Origin of the sequence: Pseudomonas phenolilytica (assembly GCF_021432765.1) — a bacterium.
GTDB lineage: Bacteria > Pseudomonadota > Gammaproteobacteria > Pseudomonadales > Pseudomonadaceae > Stutzerimonas > Stutzerimonas phenolilytica.
The window spans coordinates 3232832-3259231 of record NZ_CP058908.1 but is presented as its reverse complement, the minus strand read 5'-3'; the positions used below and the strand labels follow the sequence as shown (position 1 = coordinate 3259231).

General features: G+C 60.3%; 20 protein-coding genes. 12 read left to right on the top strand and 8 right to left on the bottom strand.

Going from position 1 to position 26400, the window contains the following annotated elements:
- The first annotated feature begins 65 nt into the window (after positions 1-65).
- The 7 genes from zipA to HU825_RS15515 all read left to right on the top strand — a co-directional run bounded on the left by zipA (position 66) and on the right by HU825_RS15515 (position 9471).
- The gene (gene zipA / locus HU825_RS15545) at positions 66-887 is read left to right on the top strand and encodes a cell division protein ZipA (protein WP_054093078.1); all 822 of its coding nucleotides are present in this window, start codon (positions 66-68) and stop codon (positions 885-887) included.
- Between the two features lie 192 nt (positions 888-1079).
- Complete coding sequence (gene tig / locus HU825_RS15540) at positions 1080-2390, top strand: trigger factor (RefSeq protein WP_054093077.1); 1311 nt, start codon at positions 1080-1082, stop codon at positions 2388-2390.
- Positions 2391-2478: 88 nt separating this feature from the next.
- Positions 2479-3117 carry an ATP-dependent Clp endopeptidase proteolytic subunit ClpP gene (gene clpP / locus HU825_RS15535; protein WP_054093076.1) on the top strand — a complete coding sequence of 213 codons (639 nt, stop codon included), beginning with the start codon at positions 2479-2481 and terminating at the stop codon, positions 3115-3117.
- Positions 3118-3214: 97 nt separating this feature from the next.
- Positions 3215-4495 (top strand): ATP-dependent Clp protease ATP-binding subunit ClpX, encoded by a 1281-nt coding sequence (clpX, locus tag HU825_RS15530; RefSeq protein ID WP_008567895.1) that lies wholly within the window; start codon positions 3215-3217, stop codon positions 4493-4495.
- A 122-nt stretch (positions 4496-4617) separates the two neighbouring features.
- The gene (gene lon / locus HU825_RS15525) at positions 4618-7014 is read left to right on the top strand and encodes an endopeptidase La (RefSeq protein WP_043295655.1); all 2397 of its coding nucleotides are present in this window, start codon (positions 4618-4620) and stop codon (positions 7012-7014) included.
- Between the two features lie 133 nt (positions 7015-7147).
- Positions 7148-7420, top strand: coding sequence for a nucleoid-associated protein HU-beta (gene hupB / locus HU825_RS15520; protein ID WP_003282502.1), 273 nt, complete (start codon positions 7148-7150; stop codon positions 7418-7420).
- A gap of 206 nt (positions 7421-7626) precedes the next feature.
- Positions 7627-9471: a SurA N-terminal domain-containing protein gene (locus HU825_RS15515; protein ID WP_234302405.1), complete on the top strand. Its 1845-nt coding sequence runs from the start codon at positions 7627-7629 to the stop codon at positions 9469-9471.
- A 62-nt stretch (positions 9472-9533) separates the two neighbouring features.
- On the opposite strand, the gene fabI is transcribed toward HU825_RS15515, so the two are convergent.
- From fabI to HU825_RS15485, 6 genes are read right to left on the bottom strand one after another with little or no spacing between them, the layout of a single operon-like run.
- Positions 9534-10328, bottom strand: a complete 795-nt coding sequence (gene fabI / locus HU825_RS15510; protein WP_043295652.1) for an enoyl-ACP reductase FabI — start codon at positions 10326-10328, stop codon at positions 9534-9536.
- On the bottom strand, positions 10309-11955 hold the full coding sequence (locus HU825_RS15505; protein WP_156716652.1) for an ABC transporter ATP-binding protein: 1647 nt from the start codon (positions 11953-11955) through the stop codon (positions 10309-10311). The genes fabI and HU825_RS15505 overlap by 20 nt, the downstream gene beginning before the upstream one ends.
- A gap of 1 nt (position 11956) precedes the next feature.
- Positions 11957-12976, bottom strand: a complete 1020-nt coding sequence (locus HU825_RS15500) for an ABC transporter permease (RefSeq protein WP_043295650.1) — start codon at positions 12974-12976, stop codon at positions 11957-11959.
- Between the two features lies 1 nt (position 12977).
- Positions 12978-14051 carry a microcin C ABC transporter permease YejB gene (locus HU825_RS15495; protein ID WP_043295649.1) on the bottom strand — a complete coding sequence of 358 codons (1074 nt, stop codon included), beginning with the start codon at positions 14049-14051 and terminating at the stop codon, positions 12978-12980.
- Between the two features lies 1 nt (position 14052).
- Positions 14053-15912 carry an extracellular solute-binding protein gene (locus HU825_RS15490; protein WP_156714653.1) on the bottom strand — a complete coding sequence of 620 codons (1860 nt, stop codon included), beginning with the start codon at positions 15910-15912 and terminating at the stop codon, positions 14053-14055.
- Positions 15909-17735 (bottom strand): extracellular solute-binding protein, encoded by a 1827-nt coding sequence (locus HU825_RS15485; protein WP_234303412.1) that lies wholly within the window; start codon positions 17733-17735, stop codon positions 15909-15911. Before HU825_RS15485 ends, HU825_RS15490 begins: the two co-directional genes overlap by 4 nt.
- 142 nt (positions 17736-17877) lie before the next feature.
- Here HU825_RS15485 and HU825_RS15480 point away from each other — a divergent pair, with 142 nt between their 5' ends.
- Positions 17878-19323, top strand: coding sequence for an HDOD domain-containing protein (locus HU825_RS15480; protein WP_156716651.1), 1446 nt, complete (start codon positions 17878-17880; stop codon positions 19321-19323).
- Positions 19324-19330: 7 nt separating this feature from the next.
- On the opposite strand, the gene HU825_RS15475 is transcribed toward HU825_RS15480, so the two are convergent.
- Both HU825_RS15475 and gloB read right to left on the bottom strand, forming a co-directional pair.
- Positions 19331-20881, bottom strand: coding sequence for a lytic transglycosylase (locus HU825_RS15475; protein ID WP_197424523.1), 1551 nt, complete (start codon positions 20879-20881; stop codon positions 19331-19333).
- 100 nt (positions 20882-20981) lie between these two features.
- On the bottom strand, positions 20982-21761 hold the full coding sequence (gene gloB / locus HU825_RS15470) for a hydroxyacylglutathione hydrolase (RefSeq protein ID WP_234302404.1): 780 nt from the start codon (positions 21759-21761) through the stop codon (positions 20982-20984).
- A gap of 107 nt (positions 21762-21868) precedes the next feature.
- On the opposite strand from gloB, the gene HU825_RS15465 reads away from it, so the two are divergent.
- The 4 genes from HU825_RS15465 to HU825_RS15450 all read left to right on the top strand — a co-directional run bounded on the left by HU825_RS15465 (position 21869) and on the right by HU825_RS15450 (position 26198).
- Entirely contained in the window at positions 21869-22624 is a 756-nt protein-coding gene (locus tag HU825_RS15465) for a class I SAM-dependent methyltransferase (protein WP_234302403.1), read from the top strand.
- Between the two features lie 57 nt (positions 22625-22681).
- A complete protein-coding gene (gene rnhA / locus HU825_RS15460) occupies positions 22682-23137 on the top strand; it encodes a ribonuclease HI (RefSeq protein WP_234302402.1) in 456 nt (151 codons plus the stop codon).
- Between the two features lie 12 nt (positions 23138-23149).
- A complete protein-coding gene (gene dnaQ / locus HU825_RS15455) occupies positions 23150-23878 on the top strand; it encodes a DNA polymerase III subunit epsilon (RefSeq protein ID WP_077683401.1) in 729 nt (242 codons plus the stop codon).
- Positions 23879-23945: 67 nt separating this feature from the next.
- Positions 23946-26198, top strand: a complete 2253-nt coding sequence (locus tag HU825_RS15450) for an Orn/Lys/Arg family decarboxylase (RefSeq protein ID WP_234302401.1) — start codon at positions 23946-23948, stop codon at positions 26196-26198.
- Positions 26199-26400 lie beyond the last annotated feature (202 nt).

The following is a 26400-nucleotide window of genomic DNA, read 5'->3' as shown; positions in this document are numbered from 1 at the left end:
GGGAAAAGTTGACCTAAGTGGTTGAATTCCCGCCGTTATCATCGAGTTCAGAGGTAAACGGATTAATGGATATCGGTCTGCGCGAGTGGCTGATCGTCATCGGCATCATTGTCATCGCGGGCATTCTGTTCGATGGCTGGCGCCGTATGCGAGGCGGCAAGGGAAAGCTGAAATTCAAGCTGGACCGCAATTTGACTGCGAATCTGCCGGAGCTCGATGAAGATTCGAAAGAGCTGCTCGGACCACCCAGAGTGGTCAGTCGCACCAGCGAGCCGTCGCTCGATGAGACTGACATGCCATCGATGAGTGCCCGTGAGCCCGCTAAGCGGCGCGCATCAGTCGAGCCGCGCCAGGGCGATCTGCATTTTGCGGCGGATGAACCGGTTCCGACATTGCTCGATCCTGTACTTGATGAGGCAGACGAGACGAGCGACGAGCCGCGTGACCCGGCAGCGGTGGAGGAGGTGTTGGTCATAAACGTGATATGCCGTGACCCTCAGGGGTTTCGGGGGCCGGCGTTGCTGCAGAACATTCTCGAAAGCGGTCTGCGCTTCGGTGAGATGGATATCTTCCACCGCCACGAGAGCATGGCCGGCAACGGTGAAGTGCTGTTCTCCATGGCTAATGCGGTCAAGCCCGGCACTTTCGATCTGGATGATATCGATCATTTCACCACGCCAGCGGTGAGCTTCTTCCTTGGTTTGCCCGGCCCGCGCCATCCGAAGCAGGCGTTCGATGTGATGGTTGCGGCTGCCCGCAAACTTTCCGCTGAGCTGAATGGCGAACTGAAAGACGATCAGCGCAGCGTTCTTACCGCTCAGACCATCGAGCATTACCGCCAGCGTATCGTCGAATTTGAACGTCGGCAGATGACCCTCAAGCGCTGAGCGAGCCGTCACTCTTCACTTCTTAATAGCCCGCGTCGCCTCCAGTCCGGCGCTTTGCCGTATCCAATCGTGCGGTAGAGCGCCGCGGCCTCTGCCCCACGACGGGGTGACTTCTCTTTATCGAGCCACTAGAATGCTTGCCCATTCTGGGGCCGGAACGCCCGGCTTATGTCTGTGCAACGAGGAAAATCCATGCAAGTTTCTGTTGAAAGCACCTCCGCTCTTGAGCGCCGCATGACCATTGGCGTGCCGGTCGAGCGCATCGAGACCGAAGTCAACAAGCGTCTGCAACAGACCGCCAGTCGTGCCAAGATCCCCGGTTTCCGTCCCGGCAAGGTGCCGATGAGCGTTATTCGTCAGCGCTACGAGGAAGCCGCTCGCCAGGAAGCATTGGGTGATCTGATCCAGTCGACCTTCTATGAAGCCATTGTCGCCGAGAAGCTGAACCCGGCGGGCGCTCCGTCCGTCGAGCCGAAGGTGTTCGAAAAGGGCAAGGATCTCGAGTACGTCGCTACGTTCGAAGTGTTCCCGGAATTTGAAGTCGGCGGCTTCGACGCTATCGAAGTCGAGCGTCTGCAAGCCGAAGTGGCCGACAGCGACGTCGACAACATGCTGGAAATCCTGCGCAAGCAGAACACTCGTTTCGAAAATGTCGATCGTGCGGCTGAGAACGGCGACCAGCTGAACATTGATTTCGTAGGCAAGATCGATGGCGAGGCCTTTGCTGGTGGTTCAGCCAAGGGCACCCAACTGGTCCTGGGTTCAGGTCGTATGATCCCCGGATTCGAGGACGCTCTGATCGGCGCCAAAGCAGGTGAAGAGCGCGTGATCAATCCGACCTTCCCCGAGGATTACCAGAACCTTGATCTGGCCGGCAAGACCGCGGAGTTCACCGTTACCGTGAACAGCGTTGCGGCACCGCAGCTGCCGGAGCTGAACGATGAATTCTTCGCCCAGTTCGGTGTGCAGGAAGGTGGAGTAGAAGGCTTCCGCGCGGAAGTGAAGAAAAACATGGAGCGCGAACTGCGCCAGGCCATCAAGACCAAGGTGAAGAACCAGGTAATGGAAGGTTTGGTTGCCGGCAATCCGATCGAGGTTCCGAAGGCGCTGATCGACAACGAAGTCAATCGTCTGCGTGTGCAGGCGGTCCAGCAGTTCGGTGGCAACATCAAGCCTGACCAGCTGCCGGCAGAGCTGTTCCAGGAGCAGGCCAAGCGCCGCGTTGTTCTGGGTCTGATCGTCGCTGAAGTCGTCAAGCAGAAAGAGCTGAAGCCCGACGAGGCGCGCGTTCGCGAGCTCATCGAGGAAATGGCGTCGGCCTACCAAGAGCCTGAGCAGGTCGTTGCGTGGTACTACAAGAACAACGAGCAACTGAACGAAGTCCGTTCGGTTGTGCTCGAAGAACAAGTTGTAGATACTGTTCTGCAGCAGGCGAAAGTGACCGACAAATCGGTCTCTTACGAAGAAGCCATCAAGCCTGCGGAAGCTCCGCAAGCAGCCTGATCTTCAAAACGTTCGAGTGCACAGACACAAGCCAGCCCTCGTGCTGGCTTGTGTCTTTTGAGGCATGACAAGGGAGTATCGTTGGAACATGTCCCGCAATCCTTTTATGCAAGTTCAGGACATTCAGGCCGCTGGCGGTCTGGTCCCGATGGTGATCGAACAGTCCGCACGCGGCGAGCGGGCTTATGACATCTACTCTCGCCTCCTGAAGGAGCGGGTGATCTTCATGGTTGGCCAAGTCGAGGACTACATGGCCAACCTGATCGTGGCCCAGTTGTTGTTCCTCGAGGCAGAAAATCCCGAAAAGGATATCCACCTGTATATCAACTCGCCGGGCGGTTCGGTCACCGCAGGCATGTCGATCTACGACACCATGCAGTTCATCAAACCGGATGTTTCAACGATTTGCATCGGGCAGGCCTGCTCCATGGGCGCTCTGCTGTTGACTGGCGGTGCTGCCGGCAAGCGTTACTGTCTGCCGCATTCACGGATGATGATCCACCAGCCGTTGGGCGGTTTTCAGGGGCAGGCATCTGACATCGAGATTCACGCCCGCGAGATCCTCACCATCCGCGAGCGGCTGAACAAGGTGCTTGCGCACCACACCGGTCAGCCGATGGATGTCATTGCCCGAGATACCGACCGCGACAACTTCATGAGTGGTGATGAGGCCGTTAAGTACGGGCTGATCGACCAGGTTCTGACGCAGCGCCAGCTGGCTGTCTGATCTCCACAGCTCGCGTTATGCGGCTGCTCCGTGGGCTTGAAAAAGCCCACGATTGCCTTCATCTTGTGTTTCAAGCCTTCCCGATTGGATTGTTCGAATGACTGACACCCGCAACGGCGAGGATTCCGGCAAACTGCTCTATTGCTCCTTCTGTGGCAAAAGCCAGCACGAAGTGCGCAAGTTGATCGCTGGTCCCTCCGTTTTCATCTGCGACGAGTGCGTCGACCTGTGCAATGACATCATCCGCGAGGAGGTGCAGGAAGCCCAGGCGGAAAGCAGCGCGCACAAGCTGCCTGCGCCCAAGGAAATCAGCGGCATTCTTGACCAGTACGTTATTGGCCAGGAGCGCGCGAAGAAGATCCTGGCGGTAGCGGTTTACAATCACTACAAACGCCTCAATCAGCGCGACAAAAAAGAAGAAGTCGAACTGGGCAAGAGCAACATTCTGCTGATCGGGCCGACGGGCTCGGGCAAGACGCTGCTGGCCGAGACCCTGGCTCGGTTGCTGAACGTCCCGTTCACCATTGCCGATGCCACAACCCTGACTGAAGCGGGGTACGTGGGCGAAGATGTCGAGAACATTATTCAAAAATTGCTGCAGAAGTGTGATTACGACGTCGAAAAGGCGCAAATGGGCATCGTCTATATCGACGAGATCGACAAGATTTCTCGCAAATCCGACAACCCCTCCATCACGCGTGACGTTTCGGGCGAAGGCGTGCAGCAGGCGCTGCTCAAGCTGATCGAAGGCACCGTTGCCTCCGTTCCGCCTCAGGGTGGACGCAAGCATCCGCAGCAGGAGTTCCTGCAAGTCGATACGCGCAACATCCTGTTCATCTGTGGTGGAGCGTTTGCCGGTCTGGAGAAAGTCATTCAAGCGCGATCGACGCGAGGCGGCATCGGCTTTAGTGCCGAGGTGCGCAGCAAGGATCCGGGCAAGAAGATTGGCGAGGCTCTGCGTTCGGTCGAGCCGGACGATTTGGTCAAGTTCGGTCTGATTCCCGAGTTTGTAGGGCGCTTGCCTGTGATCGCTACGCTCGATGAACTCGATGAGCCAGCGCTGATTCAGATTCTCACCGAGCCCAAGAATGCGCTGACCAAGCAGTACGCCAAGCTATTCGAGCTGGAGGGCGTTGATCTGGAGTTCCGTCCGGACGCGCTCAAGGCGATCGCCAGTCGTGCGCTTGAGCGGAAGACCGGTGCACGCGGTTTGCGCTCGATTCTGGAAGGTGTATTGCTGGACACCATGTATGAAATTCCTTCGCAGAAGGACGTTAGCAAGGTCGTCATCGATGAGAGCGTGATCGAAGGTGCGTCCAAACCGTTGTTGATCTACGAGAACAATGAGCCGCCAGCAAAGGCTGCACCTGACGCATGATGAACAAGGGGCCTGCGGGCCCCTTCGCATTTTGGGCAGCTTGTTTTTCCTCCGGTATGCCCCCATCTTGTTGCTAGGCAACCCGCCCGTTTTCGCCGTATGGCCGTCGTAGAGCAGAATTTATGAAGACAACCACCGAATTGCCCCTTTTGCCGCTGCGCGACGTCGTGGTTTACCCGCACATGGTGATCCCGCTCTTCGTTGGCCGTGAAAAATCTATTGAAGCGCTCGAATCGGCTATGGCTGGTGATAAGCAGATTCTGCTCGTCGCACAGAAAAACCCTGCCGACGATGATCCAGCCGAAGAAGCGCTGTACCGGGTCGGTACGATCGCGACCGTGCTGCAGCTCCTGAAGCTACCCGATGGAACGGTGAAGGTTCTGGTGGAAGGTGAGCAGCGTGGCGTCATCGAACGTTTCTTTGACGTGGATGAGCATTGCCGCGTCGAGGTTCGGCTGATCGACGAGAGCGAGGCGGATGCTCGTGAGGCGGAGGTTTTTATCCGCAGTCTGCTTAGTCAGTTCGAGCAGTACGTGCAGATGGGCAAGAAGGTGCCGGCAGAGGTGCTGACATCTCTGGCCGGCATCGATGATCCGGCGCGCCTGGTGGATACCATGGCGGCTCATATGGCGCTGAAGATCGAGCAGAAACAGGCAATTCTGGAGATCACGGACCTTGCGGCTCGCGTCGAGCACGTGCTTGCGCTGCTGGATGCCGAAATCGACCTTTTGCAGGTGGAAAAACGTATTCGTGGTCGCGTGAAGAAGCAGATGGAGCGCAGCCAGCGCGAGTACTATCTGAACGAGCAGATGAAAGCTATTCAGAAAGAGCTCGGCGACATCGATGAAGGGCATAACGAGATCGATGATCTGAAAAAGCGCATCGAGAACGCTGGTCTGAGCAAAGATGCCTACGCCAAGGCCCAGGCGGAATTGAACAAGCTCAAGCAGATGTCACCGATGTCGGCCGAAGCCACGGTTGTGCGCACCTATATCGACTGGCTGGTAAATGTGCCTTGGAAGGCGGCCAGCAAGGTGCGCTTGGATCTGGCTAAGGCTGAAGAGGTTCTGGATGCCGACCATTACGGTTTGGATGAGGTCAAGGATCGTATTCTTGAGTATCTCGCCGTGCAAAAACGGGTCAAGAAGCTCAAGGGGCCGGTCCTGTGTCTCGTTGGGCCGCCGGGCGTCGGCAAGACCTCGCTGGCGGAGTCCATTGCACGCTCAACCAACCGCAAGTTCGTTCGCATGGCCCTCGGCGGCGTTCGTGACGAGGCGGAGATTCGTGGGCATCGACGCACCTATATTGGCTCGATGCCGGGGCGCCTGATCCAGAAAATGACCAAGGTTGGTGTACGTAACCCGCTGTTCCTGCTCGATGAAATCGACAAGATGGCCAGCGATATGCGTGGCGATCCGGCCTCGGCATTGCTGGAGGTTCTCGATCCCGAGCAGAACCACAATTTCAACGATCATTATCTTGAGGTGGATTACGATCTTTCGGATGTGATGTTCATCTGTACGGCCAACTCAATGAACATCCCTGCGCCGCTGCTCGACCGTATGGAGGTGATCCGTCTGCCGGGTTACACCGAAGACGAGAAGATCAACATCGCTACCCGCTACCTGGCGCCTAAGCAGATCCAGGCGAACGGGTTGAAGAAGGGTGAGCTCAGCATTGATGAATCAGCGATTCGCGACATCATCCGCTACTACACCCGGGAAGCGGGCGTGCGTAGCCTAGAGCGACAGCTGGCCAAGGTGTGCCGTAAGGTGGTCAAGGAGCATGCAACGCAAAAGAGTTTCCATGTCGACGTGACGGCTGATTCGCTTGAGCATTTTCTAGGGGTTCGTAAGTTTCGCTACGGACTGGCAGAGCTGCAGGATCAGGTCGGCCAGGTCACGGGGTTGGCCTGGACCCAGGTCGGTGGCGAGCTGCTGACTATCGAAGCGGCGGTTGTGCCGGGCAAGGGCCGGCTCACCAAGACCGGCTCGCTCGGCGAGGTGATGGGTGAATCGATCACGGCGGCTTTGACCGTGGTACGCAGCCGTGCGCGGGCGATGGGTATTGCTCCGGATTTCCACGAGAAGCAGGACATTCACATTCACGTTCCCGAAGGCGCAACTCCGAAGGACGGTCCCAGCGCAGGTATTGGTATGTGCACGGCTTTGGTTTCGGCGCTGACGCAGATCCCGGTGCGTGCGGATGTCGCAATGACCGGTGAAATCACCCTCCGTGGACAAGTGCTCGCCATCGGTGGCTTAAAGGAAAAGCTACTTGCTGCTCATCGCGGCGGGATCAAGACGGTAATCATCCCGGAAGAAAATCAGCGTGATCTGAAAGAGATTCCTGAAAATATTAAGCAGGACCTACAGATTAAACCGGTCAAGTGGATTGACGAGGTCCTGCAAATTGCGCTGCAATACGCGCCGGAGCCCTTGCCTGATGCGGCTCCCGAGATTGTTGCAAAGGACGATACGCGCGAGTCTGATTCCAAGGAGCGAATCAGCACGCATTAGCCGGGGAGGCTTTCTTGACATATTTTCAGGGCCCTTGTTATAAAACGGCCCTTTATGTCAGTGCCGTTCCAGCACCGCTTTGCTTACACCCGAAAATTAAAGATACGACTCAACAGAAATAAGGGGACTTAGAGTGAACAAGTCGGAACTGATCGATGCTATCGCTGCATCTGCTGATATTCCTAAAGCTGTTGCTGGCCGCGCGCTGGATGCAGTGATCGAATCTGTCACCGGTGCCCTGAAGGCTGGTGATTCCGTCGTACTGGTTGGTTTCGGAACCTTTGCTGTCAAGGAGCGCGCTGCACGCACTGGCCGTAACCCGCAGACTGGTAAGCCGATCAACATCGCTGCCGCAAAGATCCCGGGCTTCAAGGCCGGCAAGGCTCTGAAGGACGCCGTCAACTAAGCGTCTTTTCTATCCGGCTGGCGGCTGACAAATGTCACGCTGGCGAGGCGGTTGCCGACAGTTACAATCTGTGGGTCAAGCGCTGGGGATCGATTCCCAGCTGCCGCAAAACTCCGAGAAGGCGCATCCCTGGATGCGCCTTTCTTTTATCCAGTTCGACCCGCGTGCTGCGCAACCCATCGCGCCGCAGACTCCTTGGGGGACGCATGCTTCAGAACATCAGGGACAATTCACAAGGCTGGATTGCCAAAACCATCATCGGAGTCATCGTCGTGCTTTTGGCACTGACTGGCTTCGACGCGATATTCAATACCGTAGGCAATGACAACAGTGCGGCCGAGGTCAATGGCGAGAAGATTTCTCGCTACGATCTGGATCAGGCAGTGAACATGCAGCGTCGTCAGCTGGCTCAGCAGCTTGGCGGCGATTTTGATGCCTCGCTGCTGGACGATAAGCTGCTTCGTGATGCAGCCCTGAGCTCGTTGATCGAGCGCACGTTGCTGCTTCAGGGCGCGCAGCAAAACGGCTTCGACTTTTCGACCCAGGCGCTGGATCAGCTGATTCTGCAGACGCCAGAGTTTCAGGTTGACGGCGTCTTCAATGCTGCACGCTTCGATCAGGTGATCCAGCAGATGGGCTATTCGCGCCTGCAGTTCCGCGATCTGCTCAAACAGGAGATGCTGATCGGTCAACTACGTGCCGGCATTTCCGGTACGGGGTTCGTGACCGAGCAGCAGGTCGACAATTTCGCCCGCTTGGAAATGCAAACGCGCGATTTCTCCAGCCTAGTCGTATCTGCGGACTCAAGCGCAGTCACGCCCACCGACGATGAAGTTCGCAAATTCTACAAGGTGAACGCTGAGCGTTTTCGTTCGCCCGAGCAGGTTGTTCTCGAGTATGTCGAGCTGAATAAAGAAGCGTTTTTCGATCAGGTAGAGGTATCTGACGAGGCGCTGCAGGAGCTCTACCAGAAGCAGATTGCTAACCTGTCAGAGCAACGCCGGGCCGCGCACATCTTGATCGAAGGTAACGATCCCAAGGCCAAGAGCACGCTTGAGGACATTTCCAAGCGCCTGCAGGCCGGAGAGGACTTCGCTGCGCTGGCCAAGGAGTTTTCACAAGATCCGGGATCGGCCAGCGAGGGCGGCGATCTCGGTTTTGCCGGTCGCGACGTGTATGACCCGGCTTTCGAAGAGGCTCTGTATGCGCTGCAGGAGGGCCAGATGTCCGAGCCCGTGCAAACCGAGTTCGGTTGGCACCTGATCAAGCTGCTCGGCGTTCAATCGCCGGAAATTCCGAGTTTCGACAGCATGAAGCCGGAGCTGGTGCGCGAGCTCAAGGCGCAGCAGGTCGAGCAGCGATTCGTCGAGGCGAGCAAACAGCTGGAAGATTCGGCATTCGAAGCTTCTGACTTGGCGCAGCCAGCGCAGGAACTAGGCCTCACTGTACAAACCACGCCGGCGTTTCCGCGTGAAGGTGGAGAAGGTATTGCTGCCAACAGGCAGGTGATTCAGGCTGCATTCAGCGACGAAGTACTGGTCGATGGTGCGAATAGCTCGGTGATCGAGCTGGACCCGAACACCACGGTCGTCGTGCGGGTCAAGCAGCACCTCGAAGCAAAAGCACTTGAGCTGGATCAGGTGCGCGACACGATCGTGCAGCAGCTGCAACGTAGCAAAGCTGCCGAGAAAGCCCGTCGTGAGGGCGATGAGTTACTGACGAAGCTGCGCGACGGTCAGGTTGTTGAGCGGCAGTGGCAGGTCGTCGAGGCAGCCACCCGTAATCAGGAAGGCGTGCAGCCGGCCGTGTTGCAGGCCGTGTTTCGTATGCCCAAACCTACCGCCAAAGATCAGCCGACCTATGCCGGAATGTCATTGGCCAATGGTGACTTTGTGGTGCTGCGACTCAATGGTGTGAATGAGCCGGAGCAGGCGCTTTCCGAGGTGGAGCGCGATAACTATCGGCGCTTCCTGGCGTCGCGGGTTGGCCAGCAGGACTTTGCCGCCTATCGCCAGAAGCTGCAGGAACAAGCGGAGATCGAACGCTACTGATCCCCGATCCGCAGATACAAAAAAACCCGCGTTAAACGCGGGTTTTTTATCTCGCGAAGCGATCAGTCTTCCAGAGCGCCCATTGCGGTGGTGTTGAAACCGCCGTCGACATAGAGAATCTCGCCGCTGATACCCGAGGCCAGATCCGAGCAGAGGAAGGCGCCGGCGTTGCCGACTTCCTCGATGGTCACATTGCGACGCAGCGGGGTCTGCTTCTCGTTGGCAGCGAGCATCTTGCGGAAGCTGGCGATGCCGGAAGCGGCCAGGGTGCGGATCGGGCCTGCGGAGATGCAGTTCACGCGGGTGCCTTCCGGGCCGAGGCTGCCGGCCAGGTAGCGCACGCCGGCTTCCAGCGAGGCCTTGGCCATGCCCATCACGTTGTAGTTGGGCATGGTGCGCTCGGCACCCAGGTAGGAGAGGGTCAGCAGGCTGCCGTTACGGCCCTTCATCATTTCGCGACCGGCCTTGGCCAGTGCCACGAAACTGTAGGCGCTGATGTCGTGGGCAATCTTGAAGCCTTCACGGGTGGTTACTTCGGTAAAATCGCCATTGAGCTGATCGCCTGGGGCGAAGCCGACCGAGTGGACGATGCAGTCCAGGCCATCCCACTTCTTGCCCAGCTCCTCGAACACCTTGGCAATATCCGCGTCGTTGGCGACGTCGCAAGGGAAGCACATCTCGGCGCTGGAGCCCCAGCCGGCGGCGAACTCCTCGACGCGACCCTTGAGCTTGTCGTTCTGATAAGTGAACGCCAGTTCAGCGCCTTCACGGTGCATGGCGGCGGCGATGCCAGAGGCAATCGACAGTTTGCTGGCAACGCCGACGATCAGTACGCGCTTACCGGTGAGAAAACCCATGTGCTTGTCCCTCTTCTGGTTGTTCGGCAGCGCCGGGCGCCATGAAGGCGGATTCCAGCAACTGCTGTGTATATGGATGTTGCGGCGCGGCAAAAATATCGGCGGCCGCACCTTGTTCCACCACCTGGCCCTGCTTGACCACCATCATCTGGTGGCTCAGTGCCCTGACCACCGCCAGATCATGGCTGATGAACAGGTAGGTCAGGTTGTGCTTGGCCTGCAACGAGCGCAGGAGCTCAACTACCTGGCGCTGTACCGTTCGATCGAGCGCCGAGGTGGGCTCGTCGAGCAATATCAGCGCCGGTTTCAATACCAGAGCCCGGGCAATGGCAATACGTTGCCGTTGCCCGCCGGAAAACTCGTGCGGGTAGCGATGCCGGGTTTCCGGATCCAGGCCTACTTCCCGCAGCGCATCGATGATCACCTGTTCCTGCTCGGCCGCACTGCCCATGTGGTGGATGCGCAATCCTTCGCCGACGATCTGGCCTACGGACATCCGTGGACTCAGACTGCCGAACGGATCCTGGAACACCACCTGCATCTGCCTTCGCAGCGGGCGAATTTCACGCTGCGAAAGCAACTGCAGATCGCGTTGCTGGAAACGAACGGCTCCGCGACTGCCTATCAGACGGAGGATCGCCAGACCCAGCGTCGACTTACCGGAACCGCTTTCTCCGACGATGCCCAGTGTCTGTCCTTTCGGCAGGCTGAAACTGACGCCATCCACGGCTTTCACATGATCCACGGTGCGTCGCAGTAAGCCCTTTTTTATCGGAAACCAGACACGCAGGTCGTCGACTTCCAGCAGTGGCTCTGCCGCCTCGACCGCCAGCGGGCCGCCGCTGGGCTCCGCCGCCAGCAGCTCGCGGGTATAGGGGTGCTGCGGTGAGCGAAACAGCTCTTCACACGATGCCTGTTCGACGACACAACCGCGCTGCATGACACATACGCGATGCGCCACGCGCCGCACGAGGTTCAGATCGTGGCTGATCAGCAGCATGGCCATGCCCAGGCGGTTCTGCAGGTCGCGCAGCAGTTCCAGGATCTTCAGCTGAACAGTGACGTCCAGCGCGGTGGTCGGCTCGTCAGCGATCAGCAGCTCCGGCTCGTTGGCCAGCGCCATCGCAATCATCACGCGCTGCCGCTGCCCGCCGGAAAGTTCGTGCGGATAGGCACGGATGCGCTTGCGCGGATCAGGAATGCCTACCAGCTCGAGCAGCTCCAAGGTTCGAGCGGTAGCGGCCTTGCCGCGCAGACCCTTATGGATTTCCAGTACCTCGTTGATCTGCGTGCCGACCGTGTGCAGGGGGTTGAGCGAGGTCATCGGCTCCTGAAACACCATTGCGATGCGATTGCCGCGAATGCCGCGCATACGCTTCTCGTCGGCCTGCAGCAGGTCTTCGCCGCCATAGAGAATCTGCCCAGCGGGGTGGCGCGCCAGCGGGTAGGGCAGCAGGCGCAGAATCGAATGCGCGGTGACCGATTTGCCCGAGCCGCTTTCACCGACCAGCGCGAGTGTCTCGCCCCGGCGGATATCGAAGCTGACGCCCTCGACCACACGCTGGGCCTGGCTGCCGTGGGTGAACTCGACGGCGAGCTCGCGTACTTCAATCAGATTCTCGGTCATCCTATTTCCTCGGATCGAAGGCATCGCGGGCGGCTTCGCCGATGAACACCAGCAGCGTCAGCATCAGCGCCAGCACCACGAAGGCGCTGATACCTAGCCATGGCGCCTGCAGGTTGGATTTACCCTGGGCGACCAGTTCGCCGAGCGACGGCGCGCCGGGCGGCAGGCCGAAACCGAGAAAATCCAGAGCCGTCAGAGTGCCGATGGCGCCGGTGAGGATGAACGGCATGAAGGTCATGGTCGAAACCATGGCGTTGGGCAGGATGTGGCGGAACATGATCGCACCGTTCTGCATGCCCAGCGCGCGCGCCGCGCGGACGTACTCCAGATTGCGTCCACGCAGAAACTCGGCGCGCACCACGTCCACCAGACTCATCCAGGAGAACAACAGCATGATGCCCAGCAACCACCAGAAATTCGGCTGCACGAAACTCGCGAGGATGATCAGCAAATAAAGAACCGGCAGGCCCGACCAGATTTCCAGCACACGCTGGCCGACCAAGTCCACCCAGCCGCCATAGAAACCCTGTAGCGCACCGGCGATCACGCCGATGACCGAGCTGATCAGTGTCAGCGTCAAGGCGAACAGCACCGAGATGCGGAAGCCGTAGATCACCCGCGCCAGTACGTCTCGGCCCTGATCGTCGGTGCCCAGCCAGTTGTGCAGCGAGGGCGGCGCAGGTGCTGGAACCTGCAGATCGTAGTTGATGCTCGAATAATCGAATGGAATCGGCGGCCAGATCATCCAGCCATCGCCGGCCTCGATGAGCTCGCGGATGTACGGGCTCTTGTAGTTGGCCTGCAAGGGGAATTCGCCGCCAAAGGTCGTTTCCGGGTAACGCTTGAACACCGGGAAGAACCATTCGCCGTCATAACGCACGACAATCGGCTTGTCGTTGGCGATCAGCTCCGCACCCAGGCTGAGCACGAACAGCGCGAGGAAGATCCACAGCGACCACCAGCCACGCTTGTGCGCCTTGAACAGCGCCAGCCGGCGCTGATTGAGAGGAGACAACTGCATATCAGGCCTCCCTGCTTTCGAAGTCAATGCGCGGATCGACCAGGGTGTAGGTCAGGTCGCCGATCAGTTTCACCACCAGGCCGAGCAGAGTGAAGAGGAAGAGGGTGCCGAACACCACCGGGTAGTCGCGATTGATCGCCGCCTCGAAGCTCAGTAGGCCGAGGCCGTCCAGAGAGAAGATCACCTCGATCAGCAGTGAGCCGGTAAAGAACATGCCGATGAACGCCGACGGGAAGCCGGCGATGATGATCAGCATGGCATTGCGGAACACATGGCCGTAAAGCACGCGGTTCTTGCTCAGGCCTTTGGCGCGGGCGGTGATCACGTACTGCTTGTTGATTTCGTCGAGGAAACTGTTCTTGGTCAGCAGCGTCAGCGTGGCAAAGTTGCCGATTACCAGCGCCGTCACCGGCAGAGCCAGATGCCAGAAGTAGTCGATAATCTTGCCGCCCAGACTGAGCTCGTCGAAGTTGCCGGACGTCAGTCCCCGGAGCGGAAACCAGTTCCAGTAGCTGCCGCCGGCGAACAGCACGATCAGCAGGATCGCAAAGAGGAATGCCGGAATCGCGTAGCCGACGATGATCGCCGAGCTGGTCCAGACGTCGAAGGTGCTGCCGTGGCGCGTGGCCTTGGCGATACCAAGAGGAATCGACGCCAGATACATGATCAGCGTGCTCCACAGCCCGAGCGAGATCGATACAGGCATCTTCTCGACGATCAGCTCAGTGACCGACGCATCGCGAAAGAAGCTCTCGCCGAAGTCGAGCCGCAGATAATTGCTGAGCATGATCCAGAAGCGCTCGGCAGGCGGTTTGTCGAAGCCGTAGAGACGCTCGATCTCGGCCACCAGTTCGGGATCCAGGCCTTGCGCGCCGCGGTAGCTGGTGCCCGCTACGGAAACCTCCGAGCCGCCACCGGCGATCCGGCTGGTGGCGCCTTCAAAGCCCTCCAGCTTGGCGATTGCCTGTTCGACCGGCCCGCCGGGGGCAGCCTGGATGATGATGAAGTTGATCAGCAGGATGCCGAACAACGTCGGGATGATCAGCAAAAGACGACGAACGATATAGGCCAGCATTTCAGTGCTCCGTCTCGCCGGCCGATTTTCCGCTGCGTTCGTCAACGGGCTTGGCAACCGGAGCGGAGGCTTCCGGTTTCTTCCACCAGGTCATCAGACCGATATCCTGCCGCGGCGTGGTCTCAGGATGCGCGAGATGATTCCAGTAGGCGACACGCCAGGTCTTGATATGCCAGTTGGGAACCACGTAGTGCCCCCAGAGGAGGACACGATCCAGAGCGCGCGTGCGGGTCACCAGTTCCTGGCGCGAGTCGGCGGCGATCAGCTGCTCCACCAGGCTGTCGATGGCCGGGTCCTTTAAGCCGATGAAGTTGCGGCTGCCGGGGTTGTCGGCGCTCGCCGAATGCCAGTATTCACGCTGCTCGTTGCCGGGCGAGTTGGACTGGCCGAAGCCGCTGACGATCATGTCGTAATCGCGCGAGCGCAGCCGATTGATGTACTGCGAAACATCCACGCGGCGGATCTCGAGCTCTATCCCCAGATCGGCCAGGTTGCGCTTGTACGGTAGCAGGACACGCTCGAATTCAGCTTGCACCAGCAGGAATTCCAGCTTCATCGGCTTGCCGTCGGCATCGACCATCCGATCATCCCGCACCTGCCAGCCAGCCTCGGTGAGCAGGCGGTAGGCGCGGCGTTGCTGTTCGCGAATGATGCCGTTGGCGTCGGTCTTCGGCAGGTCGAAGGGTTGGTCGAACACTTCGTCCGGGATCTTGCCGCGCAGGGGCTCGAGCAGTTGCAGTTCCTGCTTGTCCGGCAGGCCGCTGGAGGCCAGTTCGGAATTGTCGAAATAGCTACGGGTGCGCGTATAGGCGCCATTGAACAGTTGACGATTGGTCCACTCGAAATCAAACAGCAATGCCAGCGCCTCACGAACCCGGCGGTCCTGCAGCAGCGGGCGACGGATATTGAAGATGAAGCCCTGCATGCCGGTCGGGTTGTGATTGGCAATTTCCTCCTTGATGATCCGGCCGTCATGCACTGCGGCAATGTCGTAGGCGGTGGCCCAGTTCTTTGCACTGGTCTCTAGCCAATAGTCGAAGTGCCCGGCTTTGAATGCCTGCAGGGCCACGGTGTTGTCGCGGTAGTAGTCGAAGACCAGGCGGTCGAAGTTGTAGAAGCCGCGATTGACCGCTAGATCCTTGCCCCAGTAGTCCTTCACTCGGGCGTAGCGGATGGTACGACCTGCCTGGACTTCCTCGACGCGATACGGTCCGCTACCCAGCGGCGGTTCCAGACTGCCGGAGGAGAAGTCGCGACTTTCCCACCAATGCTTGGGCAGCACCGGCAGCTGGCCAAGGATCATCGGCAGCTCGCGGTTGCCGGCATGCTTGAAATCGAAACGCACGCGACGCTGGCTTTCGGCTGTTACCTTCGCCACATCGGCGTAATAGCCGCGATAATGCGGCGCGCCCTGGCTCATCAGGGTTTCGAAGGTGAATACCACGTCCTCGGCGGTCACCGGCTGGCCATCGTGGAAACGCGCCTGCGGGCGCAGATGGAAGCGCACCCAGCTGTTGTTCGGGCCCTTTTCGATCTTCTCGGCAAGCAGACCATAGACGGTGAACGGCTCGTCCAGGCTATTGGTGGTGAGCGTGTCGTAGATCAGACCGATGTCGTCGGCAGCGACACCCTTGTTGATGAAGGGATTGAGCGAGTCGAAGCTGCCGAATCCGGCCTGACGCAGCGTGCCGCCCTTGGGCGCATCGGGATTGGCGTACTCGAAGTGGCTGAAGTCGGCCGGATATTTCGGCTTTTCGTCATAGAGCGTCAGCGCATGACGTGGCGCGGCGTCGCAAAGGGCGGCGACGCAAAGCAGGCCGAACAGTCCGCTGCGAAGCAGGGGGCGGATACGAGTGATCATTTGGCTGTCTCCAGGTCCTTCAGCCACCAGGTGCGCAGCCCCAGTGTGTAGGGCGGCGTGGTGGCGTGGGCGAACCGATTGCGGTAGGCCAGGCGATGATTGCTGATGAACCAGTTGGGAATGGTGTAGTGATGCCACAGCAGGACGCGATCGATGGCACGACTGATCGCCACCTGCTCGTCACGTGTGCTGGCAGCAAGGAGTTTCTCCAGCAGGGCGTCGACCACCGGATTGGCGATACCGGCATAGTTGCGCCCGCCTTTCACGTCGACCTGGCTGGAATGAAAGTACAACCATTGCTCGATGCCGGGGCTGAGACTCTGCGCCAGGGTCGTGAGGATCATGTCGTAATCGTATTGGTCCAGACGCTGCTTGTACTGGGCGCTGTCGACGGTGCGCAGACGTGCCTGGATGCCGATGCGCGCGAGATTCGCCACATAGGACTGCAGAATCCGCTCCAGGCGCGGGTTGACCAGCAGAATCTCGAAACTCAGCGGTCGCCCGCTACGATCGAGCAAATAGTCGCCGGAGAGTTTCCAGCCGGCCTCGGCGAGCAACGCCAACGCTTGACGCAGCGTGTCGCGCGGGATGCCATGCCCGTCCGTGCGTGGCAGCTGGAATGGTTCGCTGAAGAGCCTGGCTGGCAACTGTTCGCGAAATGGTGAGAGCTGCAGCCACTCGCTGCCTTCCGGTATGCCGACCGCGGCGAATTCGCTGTTGGGGTAGTAGCTTTCGCTGCGCTGGTAGGCGGAGTAGAACAATGCCCGGTTGGTCCATTCAAAATCGAACAGCATGCCCAATGCTTCACGCACGCGCTGGTCGGCGAACGCCGGGCGCCGGTTATTCATAAACAGCGCCTGGGTGTTGCTGGGAATCCGGTGAGGTATTTCGGCCCGGATGATCTCGCCGCGCGCCAGTGCCGGGAACTGGTACCCGTTGGCCCAGTTCTTGGCCTGATGTTCGATGAAGAAATCGAACTCGCCGACCTTGAACGCTTCGAACGCCACCGTGTTGTCGCGGTAGAACTCCACATCGACGCGGTTGAAGTTGTACTTGCCGCGATTGACCGGCAGGTCCTTGCCCCACCAGTCCTTTACCCGCTCGAAGACCAGCTTGCGCCCAGGTAGCACTTCGACCAGCCGATAAGGTCCGCTGCCGAGCGGCGGATCGAAGGTCGTTGCCTTGAAATCGCGACCCTTCCAGTAGTGCTGCGGCAGTACCGGCAGCTCGCCGATGCGCTGGATGAGCAGCGTATTTGGCTGCTCGAAGACGAAGCGGATGCGGTGGCGCGACAGGATGTCGATTCGCTTGACGCCCTCCAAGTTGGTCCGATAGCGCGGATGGCCGTCGCGGATCAGCAGCCGATAGGAGAAGGCGACGTCATAGGCGGTGATCGGCTGGCCATCGTGAAAGCGCGCCTGCTTGCGCAGGTTGAACACGACCCAGCTTGGGTTTTCGCTGTACTCGATCGATTCGGCGATCAGGCCGTAGCTCGAGGCCGGCTCGTCTCCGGACGGGTCATAGAACCCGGTGCCAACCATCAGCGGCTCATTCAGCTCGCTGATGCCATATTCGAGGAAATCCGGAGTGGCACTCGGGCTGGTGCCCTTGAAGGTATAGGGGTTGAGCGTGTCGAACGTACCGAAGGCCATCAGCTTGAGGAGACCGCCCTTGGGCGCTTCGGGATTCACCCAGTCGAAATGGGTGAATGTTGCAGGGTACTTGAGGACGCCGAACTGCGCATAACCGTGGCTTTCGCTGATGGTTGCGAGGGCGGGAAAGCTCAAGACCAGGCAGGTGAGTAACGGGAACAGGCATCGCATCAGGCTGGGAATCCGATCCATGGCGCTTTCGGGCTTCTCGGCCGGGTACAGTAACAGCTTGTCTGCGCTGGAAAAAGGCAGATGGAGTCGGGCAAACTGCCAGCTATTTCAATATGCCGCTGAAGCGGCAAGGCGGCCTGCGTTGGGTGCACGTAGTCAGGGGTTACAGGCGTGGATCGAACGTCTGAATCAATCCGAATTGCCGGCGCTGGCCGGTGTGGTCCAGGACCTGCAGCGGCTGACCCAAGAGCAGCATGCTTCGGTGCAGCAATTGGCCGATGTCCTGTTGCGCGACGCGGCGCTCACCTCGAAGGTGCTGCGGGTGGGCAACAGCAGCTATTACAACCCTTCGCAGGAGGTCATCAAGACGATCACTCGGGCGATCGTCATGATCGGCTTCGACAACGTCCGCCTGATCAGCCTGTCGGTGAGCCTGATTGACGGCTTGCTCGACCGGGCGCCGCGGCACCAGCTGCAGGAGTTGCTGGCTCGCTCGTTTCATGCAGCGGTACAGGCGCGCAATGTTTCTGGCTATGTGATTCCGCGCCACGAGGAAGAAGTGTTCATCGCGGCGCTGCTGTTCAACGTCGGCGAGCTGGCTTTCTGGGGCTGCGGCGGCGAGCAGGCTGACGAACTGGCGGCAATGCTTGCGCAGCCCGGGGTGAAGGCCGAGGAGGCCGTACAGCAGGTGCTGGGTACAAGTTTCCGTCAACTGACGCTGGGGCTGACCAAGAGCTGGAACCTCGGCGAGCTGATCTCGCTCGCGCACAGCGCAGCCAGCAGCAGCGATGCCGGGGTACGTTCGGTGTTGCTCGGCGTGAGGATCAGCGAGGCGGCGCTGGAGGGCTGGGGATCGCCACGTATGAGCGGGCTTATCAGTGAGTACGCTGCCTTTACCGGCGTGACCGAAGAGGACGCGCTACGACTGATCCTGGCCAGCGCCGACGAGGCTGTGGAGGTCGCCTCGACGTTCGGCGCCGACAGGCTGTGTCGACTGATTCCCAGCACCGATCCGGAGCAGATTCAGCTGCAGCAGTCGCAGCATCAGGCCAGTCTGCTGCAACCGAATCTGCTGAAGATGCAGCAGGCCTTGCAGGATCTGGGGCTGATGGCGACGCGTGGTGGCGATGTTGGCCTGATTCTGCAAACGCTGCTCGACGGACTTCATCATGGTGCCGGGCTGGAGCGGGTGATGGTCGCTGTGCTGGCCGATCGGCAGACGTGTTTCCGTGTGCGTGGTGCGATCGGTGTGGGTACTCAGAAGTGGGCGGAAGAGTTTGTGCTTCCTGCCGAACAGCCCGAGCAGCCGCACATCTTCAGTTACGCTCTGCGTCAGCGGCAATCCCTCTGGATGGGTGTGCCGGCCAGTTACAACCTTGAGGACCTGGTGACGCAACCGATCCGGCAGTGGCTGGGAAAAGGCATGTTCTTCATTGCGCCGCTCATGGCGGGAACCCATGAGATCGGTGTGCTGTACGCCGATTGCCGGATATCGGGGCGCGCGCTCAAGCATGAGCAGTTCGTGGCGTTCCAGCGCTTCACTCAGTTGGTCGGACGTTGTCTCGCGGCGCTATCGCGGCGTAGCTGACCGGCAATCAGTTCGGCAGGTAGAGCGTGAGCAGCTGTCCAGGGCGCAGCACTTGTGTCCCCTTGGGATTCCAGGTTTTCAGCTTGCTGACGTGGATGTTGAAACGTTTGGCGATCTGGTAAAGCGAATCGCCCTTGCGCACCTTGTAGTAAGTCGGTGCCGCTGCCTTGGTGGCGCTGGCGGGCGCCGGGCCCTGCAGAAAGAGCGCCTGGCCTACCTTCAGGCTGCTGCCGGAGAGCTTGTTCCAGCGCTGCAGATCGCGTACCGACACCCGCTGGGCCTTGGCTATATCCCATAGGTTGTCGCCGGCTTTGACGCGATAGCTACGCGGTGTGCTAGGCGTGCGGCGCGCGACTGCCTGGAGCAACTCGCCTGTCGGTTCGCTGCCTAGGCGCGAGGGAATGCTGAGGACTTGACCGATGCGTAGCCGGTTGCTGCGCAGACGATTGAGGTCGCGAAGCGTGGTGACACTGATTTGATGACGCTCGGCAATGCTGTTGAGGGTGTCGCCCGGGCGTACGCTGTACTGCTGCCAGCTGGCCATGTCTTGCGGCTTCATCAGCGCCAGGCTGGCAGTCAGCATTTCGGCCTTGTCCAGCGGTACCAGCAGCTGCTGCGGGCCATCGAGAGTGATGCGCCGAGTGAATGCCGGATTCAGCTGATAAAGCTCGTCTTCATCGAGATCCGCCATCTGCGCGATTTGCGCTAAGTCCATACGCTGTTTCAACGGTACTACTTCGAAGTAGGGCTCGTTCGCGATTGGGCTGAGCGTGATGCCATAGGCTTCCGGCGCGTTGACCAGTTGCGAGAGCGCAAGCAGCTTGGGGACGTAGTCACGCGTTTCGCGCGGCAGCGGCAGGTTCCAGTAGTCGGTCGGCAGCCCGAGCTTCTGGTTGCGTTCGATGGCACGGCTGACGGTTCCTTCGCCTGCGTTGTAGGCCGCGAGGGCCAGGAGCCAGTCACCGTTGAACAGCCCGTGCAGATAGCTCAGGTAGCGCAGGGCTGCGTTGGTCGAGGCAGTGATGTCGCGTCGGCCGTCGTACCAATTGGTCTGGCGCAGGTTGAAATGGCGGCCGGTAGAGGGGATGAACTGCCACAGGCCTACCGCGTGGGCCGGGGAGTAGGCGAAGGGGTCGTAAGCGCTTTCGATCACTGGTAGCAGCGCCAGCTCCAGCGGCATGTCACGCTCTTCCAGCCGTTCGACGATGTAGTGAATGTACGGCCCACCGCGGGCGGTGGCCGTTTGAACGGAACCGGGACGACTGGCAAACAGAAGGCGCTGCTGTTCGATGCGCGGATTGCTGTCCAGGTGTTCCTGCAGCATGAAACCATCGCGAATGCGTTCCCAGATGTCCTCGTGCTCCGGCGCCACGGACTTGTCCGACAGCCACAGGGGATCCTGCTCGATGGTGAGCGGCGCCACCGAACGAGTGGATGAGTAATCCTGCGGCGCGTTGCTCTGGCAGCCCGCAAGGGTCACGCAGAGGGCGGCGGCGAGGGCGCGTCCAGAGGCTGCCAAGGCGTCTGGAACGCAGCGTCTTTTGGGCGCTGGCGGCATTGGCTGGAGGTTTTCCGGGAAATAAAATTCGCCGGATTCTAGAAACCGGGTTCCGGTGGGTCAAGCGCGCTGCCGCGTTTCGGGAACCTGTCGAGGTTGTTCAGAAACGATCTTTCCAGGCGCGTAGCGCCGCGAAAACCTCTGCTGACGCATTCAGTTCGGTCTCGCTATGTGCCTGCGCGGCCATGCGTACAGCGTCTATCCCGCAGCGTAGGAAGGGGTTGGTGGCCAGCTCGAGGTCGATTCGCGTGGGCAGGCTGCTGTGGTTTGCCGCGCGGCACTCGGTAACATCCTGCAAGCGTTTGCTGATCTCGCAGTTGTTCGGTTCCACCGCCAGGGCGAAACGCAGGTTGCTTAGCGTGTACTCGTGGGTGCAGTAGACGAGCGTGCGCTCCGGCAAGGCCGCCAGGCGCTGCAACGAATCGTGCATCTGCTGTGGCGTGCCCTCGAACAGGCGCCCGCAGCCAGCGGCGAACAGCGTGTCACCACTCAGTAGCCACGGCTGTTCGTCATCGTGATGGTAGTAGGCGATATGGCCCAGGGTATGGCCCGGAACCGCCAATACAAGCAGCACATGGCCGAGAATTCGGACTCGCTGGCCATCTTGCAGTGCGTGATCGCAGCCGGGAATGCGTTCGTTGGCGGGGCCATGAACGCGAGCGCTGGTGCCCGCCTTCAGCGAGGCAATACCGCCGACGTGGTCATGATGGTGATGGGTGACGAGGATGTCGGTCAGTTGCCAGTCCGGATTGGCCGCCAGCCATGCCAGTACCGGCGCAGCGTCGCCGGGATCGACCGCGGCGCAGCGGCGTTGCGTGTCATCCTGCAGCAGCCAGATATAGTTGTCGGTGAACGCGGGCAGTGCCTCGATCTTCAGCATGGTCGGGTCGCCAAGACAGTGACAAAAGCGCATCCTAACAGGACATCGGCGAGCGTAAACCTAGCGAAAGTGACATCGAAGGCAGGACCGAGCAAAGGAGCCCAACGATGAAGCCGCAACCTTGTGCCCAGACAAACGATCGGTGGCTGCGCATGATCGCAGAGGCCAACGACTGGTTTGCCGGCCCGCTGGGGCGTCAGCTGCTCGAACAGGAGCAGCGCGTACTCGGCGATGAATTGAATCGCTGCTTCGGCAGCTATCTCGTGCATTACGGCCCGTTTTCCGGCGCCTCGGTCGTGCCGCCGAAGATCAAACGCAGCGTCAGGCTCGGGGCGGCGCTTGCCGGTGTGGAAATTGCCTGCGATGAGCAGGCCTGGCCGATCGGCGAGCACGCGGCCGACGTGGTACTGCTGCAACATGGTCTGGATTTCAGCTTGTCACCCCACGCCTTGCTACGGGAGGCGGCGCGAAGCGTACGACCGGGCGGGCATCTGCTGATCGTCGGTATCAATCCCTGGAGCCTGTGGGGTGCCCGTCGTCTGGTGTCGCGCGAACCGTTGCGGCAGGCGCGCTGCATCCGTCCGACACGGGTCGCGGACTGGCTCAACCTGCTCGGATTTGCGCTGGAGAATCGGCGTTTCGGGTGCTATTGTCCGCCGCTTTCTTCGAGCGAGTGGCAATCGCGTCTGCTGCGCCTGGAGTCGCTTGGGCAGCGTCTGCAGGCGCCAAATGGCGGATTTTACGTTCTGGTGGCACGTAAGCTGATGATCGGCCTGCGCCCGTTGCGTGAACAGCGACGCGAGCGCATGGGCAAGCTGTTGCCACTGCCGGTGGCCAAGGTCAGCCGCCGGGATGCCGAGTAATCGAGCGTCGGCGTCCTTGTGCCACGCCATTCCGATTGACAGGGTAAGCACTTTCTCATGAGCGACGAGCTGGTCGAAATCTATACGGATGGCGCCTGCAAAGGTAATCCGGGCCCCGGTGGTTGGGGTGCGCTACTGATATATAAAGGTGTCAAGCGCGAACTCTGGGGCGGCGAAGCGCAGACCACCAACAACCGCATGGAGCTGATGGCGGCGATTCGTGCGCTTGCCGAGCTCAAGCGTCCCTGCCAGGTGCGTCTGGTGACAGATTCCCAGTACGTGATGCAGGGCATCAACGATTGGCTGCCGAACTGGAAGAAACGCGGCTGGAAGACGGCCAGCAAGCAGCCGGTAAAGAACGCGGATCTTTGGCAACAGCTCGACAAGCAGGTCAATCGTCATCAGGTCAGCTGGAAGTGGGTGCGCGGGCATACCGGCCATCCGGGCAACGAACAGGCCGATCTGCTGGCCAACCGCGGCGTGGTGCAGGCCAAACGTCAACCGATTGTGTAAGCGAGCGAAGACATGCGTAGCGTAGTGCTGGATACCGAAACCACGGGTATGCCGGTGACCGATGGTCACCGGATCATCGAGATCGGCTGCGTCGAAGTGATCGGCCGGCGCCTGACCGGACGGCATTACCATGTCTACCTGCAGCCGGACCGTGAGGTGGACGAGGGCGCGATCGCCGTCCACGGAATCACCAACGAGTTTCTCGCCGACAAGCCGCGTTTCCGTGATGTTGCCGATGAGTTCTTCGAGTTCATCCGGGACGCGCAGCTGGTTATCCATAACGCGGCGTTCGATATCGGGTTCATCAACAACGAATTCGCCCTGCTCGGTCAGCAAGAGCGCGCCGAGATCACCGACCACTGCTCGGTGCTGGATACCCTGCTGATGGCCCGCGAGCGCCATCCGGGCCAGCGCAACAGCCTGGATGCGTTGTGCAAGCGTTATGGCGTGGACAACTCGGGCCGCGATCTGCACGGCGCACTGCTCGACGCGGAGATTCTCGCCGACGTCTGGCTGACCATGACCGGCGGGCAGACCAACCTTTCGCTGGCGGGCGACGGTGCCGACAGCGGCAACGGTGGCCGAGCGCAGCCGAGCCCGATTCGCCGGCTGCCGGCCGATCGCCAGCGCACCATCGTGCTGCGCGCCAGCGACGAGGAGATGGCCGCGCATGCCGCGCGTTTGGCAGCGATCGAGAAGGCCAGCGGTGCGGCGCCGTTGTGGGTGCAACTGGACGGCTGACCGGTTTTCCCTATCGTTTTGGCGGCGGCGCTTCTACCCTGAGGTTGATCCTCCTAGGGAAGCGCTCATGTACAAAGACCTGAAGTTTCCGGTTCTCATCGTTCATCGCGACATCAAGGCCGATACCGTTGCCGGCGAACGCATTCGCGGCATCGCCGCAGAACTCGAGCAGGACGGCTTCGCCATCCTGCCAACTGCCAGTTCGGCCGAAGGCCGCATCGTCGCTTCAACTCACCACGGTCTAGCCTGCATTCTGGTGGCGGCCGAGGGCGCTGGCGAGAACCAGCGGCTGTTGCACGACGTAGTGGAGCTTATTCGGGTGGCACGCCGTCGTGCGCCGAAGCTGCCGATCTTTGCGCTCGGTGAGCAGATCACGATCGAAAATGCGCCAGCCGAGGCGATGGCCGATCTCAACGAGCTGCGCGGACTGCTGTACCTGTACGAAGACACCGTGCCATTTCTTGCCCGTCAGGTCGCGCGCGCTGCACGCAGCTATCTCGAAGACCTGCTGCCGCCGTTCTTTCGTGCGCTGGTGCAGCACACTCATGACTCCAACTATTCCTGGCATACGCCCGGACACGGCGGCGGTGTTGCGTATCGTAAGAGTCCGGTGGGGCAGGCGTTCCACCAGTTCTTCGGCGAGAACACGCTGCGCTCCGACCTCTCGGTCTCGGTGCCCGAACTCGGTTCGCTGCTGGATCACACCGGTCCGCTGGCAGCCGCGGAGGCGCGGGCAGCGCGCAATTTCGGGGCTGACCATACCTTCTTCGTCATTAACGGTACCTCGACGGCGAACAAGATCGTCTGGCATTCGATGGTTGCGCGCGACGACCTGGTGCTGGTCGACCGCAACTGCCACAAGTCGATCCTGCACGCGATCATCATGACCGGTGCGATTCCGCTGTATCTCTCGCCGGCGCGCAATGAGCTGGGCATCATCGGCCCGATCCCGCTGTCGGAATTTAGCCGCGAGTCGATCGCGGCCAAGATCGATGCCAACCCGCTGGCTCGTGGCCGGGCGCCAAAGGTGAAGCTCGCGGTCATCACGAACTCGACCTACGACGGCCTGTGCTACAACGCCAACCTGATCAAGCGCGCGCTAATCGACAGCGTCGAGGTGCTGCATTTCGACGAGGCCTGGTTTGCCTATGCCGCGTTTCACGAGTTCTATGACGGCCGCTACGGGATGGACACGCGCGAGCAAGGCCCGCTGGTGTTCACCACCCACTCGACGCACAAGCTGCTAGCCGCATTCAGCCAGGCCTCGATGATTCACGTGCTCGACAGCCGCACACGGCAGCTTGATCGTGACCGTTTCAACGAGGCGTTCATGATGCACACCTCCACTTCGCCGCAGTACGGCATCCTTGCATCGCTGGACGTGGCATCGGCCATGATGGAAGGGCCGGCGGGGCGGTCGCTGATCCAGGAAACCTTCGATGAAGCGCTGAGCTTTCGCCGTGCACTGGCCAACCTGCGCCAGCACATTGCCAAGGACGACTGGTGGTTCACCATCTGGCAGCCGCCCGAGGTCGACGGCGCCGAAGCGCCGGCAACGGCCGACTGGCTGCTGGAGCCGGAGGCCGAGTGGCACGGTTTCGGCGAGATGGCCGAGGACTACGTGCTGCTCGATCCCATCAAAGTGACGCTGGCGACTCCGGGCCTCAATGCCGCCGGCATGCTGAGCGACCGCGGCATCCCTGCAGCGGTGGTGAGCAAGTTCCTCTGGGAGCGTGGCCTGGTGGTGGAGAAAACCGGCCTGTATTCGATGCTGGTGCTGTTCTCCATGGGGATCACCAAGGGCAAGTGGAGCACCTTGCTTACCGAGTTGCTGGAGTTCAAGCGCCACTATGACACCAATCGTCCGCTCTGCGAGGCGCTACCTTCCATCGCGCGTGCCGGGGGCGTCGTCTACGAGGGCATGGGGTTGCGCGATCTGTGCGACGAACTGCATCGCTGTTATCGCGAGAACGCCACCGCGCGGGCGATGCGGCGGATGTACACGGTTCTGCCGGAGCTCGCGCTCAAGCCTGCCGATGCCTACGACAAGCTGGTACGCGGGGAGGTCGAAGCGGTGTCCATAGACGAACTGGAAGGGCGTGTCTGCGCGGTCATGCTGGTGCCGTATCCGCCGGGAATCCCACTGATCATGCCAGGCGAACGCTTTACGCCGCAGACCCGTTCGATTGTGGATTATCTTCGCTTCGCTCGCGCTTTCGCCGAGCGCTTTCCGGGCTTCGATGCCGATGTGCATGGTCTGCAGAAGGAGCAGGCAACGACGGGCACCTTGTATACCGTGGATTGCGTGCGCGAAGCTTGATCGGCTTTTTTACAAGCTGTTCAGTAGGTTATGGCTAGCGTTCATTGGGCGCTGAGCATGCGTGGTCTGTTTCACATCGTCCGCATCGACATGCACCGGCCCGCGGGCTGCTTGTTATAGTTGCGCCGCTAGAAACGGGCCGTCAGACAAAAAGTTTCCATGCCGCCTGCCGCGCTTGCTGCATCGGCTGCCGAGGATCATT

Excerpts from the sequence above, each read along its gene's own strand:
- tig (WP_054093077.1), top strand. The coding sequence starts at position 1,080 with ATGCAAGTTTCTGTTGAAAGCACCTCCGCTCTTGAGCGCCGCATGACC.
- dnaQ (WP_077683401.1), top strand. The coding sequence starts at position 23,150 with ATGCGTAGCGTAGTGCTGGATACCGAAACCACGGGTATGCCGGTGACC.
- HU825_RS15505 (WP_156716652.1), bottom strand. The coding sequence starts at position 11,955 with ATGACCGAGAATCTGATTGAAGTACGCGAGCTCGCCGTCGAGTTCACC.
- gloB (WP_234302404.1), bottom strand. The coding sequence starts at position 21,761 with ATGCTGAAGATCGAGGCACTGCCCGCGTTCACCGACAACTATATCTGG.
- HU825_RS15515 (WP_234302405.1), top strand. The coding sequence starts at position 7,627 with ATGCTTCAGAACATCAGGGACAATTCACAAGGCTGGATTGCCAAAACC.
- clpP (WP_054093076.1), top strand. The coding sequence starts at position 2,479 with ATGTCCCGCAATCCTTTTATGCAAGTTCAGGACATTCAGGCCGCTGGC.
- HU825_RS15475 (WP_197424523.1), bottom strand. The coding sequence starts at position 20,881 with ATGCCGCCAGCGCCCAAAAGACGCTGCGTTCCAGACGCCTTGGCAGCC.
- HU825_RS15450 (WP_234302401.1), top strand. The coding sequence starts at position 23,946 with ATGTACAAAGACCTGAAGTTTCCGGTTCTCATCGTTCATCGCGACATC.
- clpX (WP_008567895.1), top strand. The coding sequence starts at position 3,215 with ATGACTGACACCCGCAACGGCGAGGATTCCGGCAAACTGCTCTATTGC.
- HU825_RS15500 (WP_043295650.1), bottom strand. The coding sequence starts at position 12,976 with ATGCAGTTGTCTCCTCTCAATCAGCGCCGGCTGGCGCTGTTCAAGGCG.
- lon (WP_043295655.1), top strand. The coding sequence starts at position 4,618 with ATGAAGACAACCACCGAATTGCCCCTTTTGCCGCTGCGCGACGTCGTG.
- zipA (WP_054093078.1), top strand. The coding sequence starts at position 66 with ATGGATATCGGTCTGCGCGAGTGGCTGATCGTCATCGGCATCATTGTC.
- HU825_RS15490 (WP_156714653.1), bottom strand. The coding sequence starts at position 15,912 with ATGATCACTCGTATCCGCCCCCTGCTTCGCAGCGGACTGTTCGGCCTG.
- HU825_RS15485 (WP_234303412.1), bottom strand. The coding sequence starts at position 17,735 with ATGCGATGCCTGTTCCCGTTACTCACCTGCCTGGTCTTGAGCTTTCCC.
- rnhA (WP_234302402.1), top strand. The coding sequence starts at position 22,682 with ATGAGCGACGAGCTGGTCGAAATCTATACGGATGGCGCCTGCAAAGGT.
- HU825_RS15465 (WP_234302403.1), top strand. The coding sequence starts at position 21,869 with ATGAAGCCGCAACCTTGTGCCCAGACAAACGATCGGTGGCTGCGCATG.
- fabI (WP_043295652.1), bottom strand. The coding sequence starts at position 10,328 with ATGGGTTTTCTCACCGGTAAGCGCGTACTGATCGTCGGCGTTGCCAGC.
- HU825_RS15495 (WP_043295649.1), bottom strand. The coding sequence starts at position 14,051 with ATGCTGGCCTATATCGTTCGTCGTCTTTTGCTGATCATCCCGACGTTG.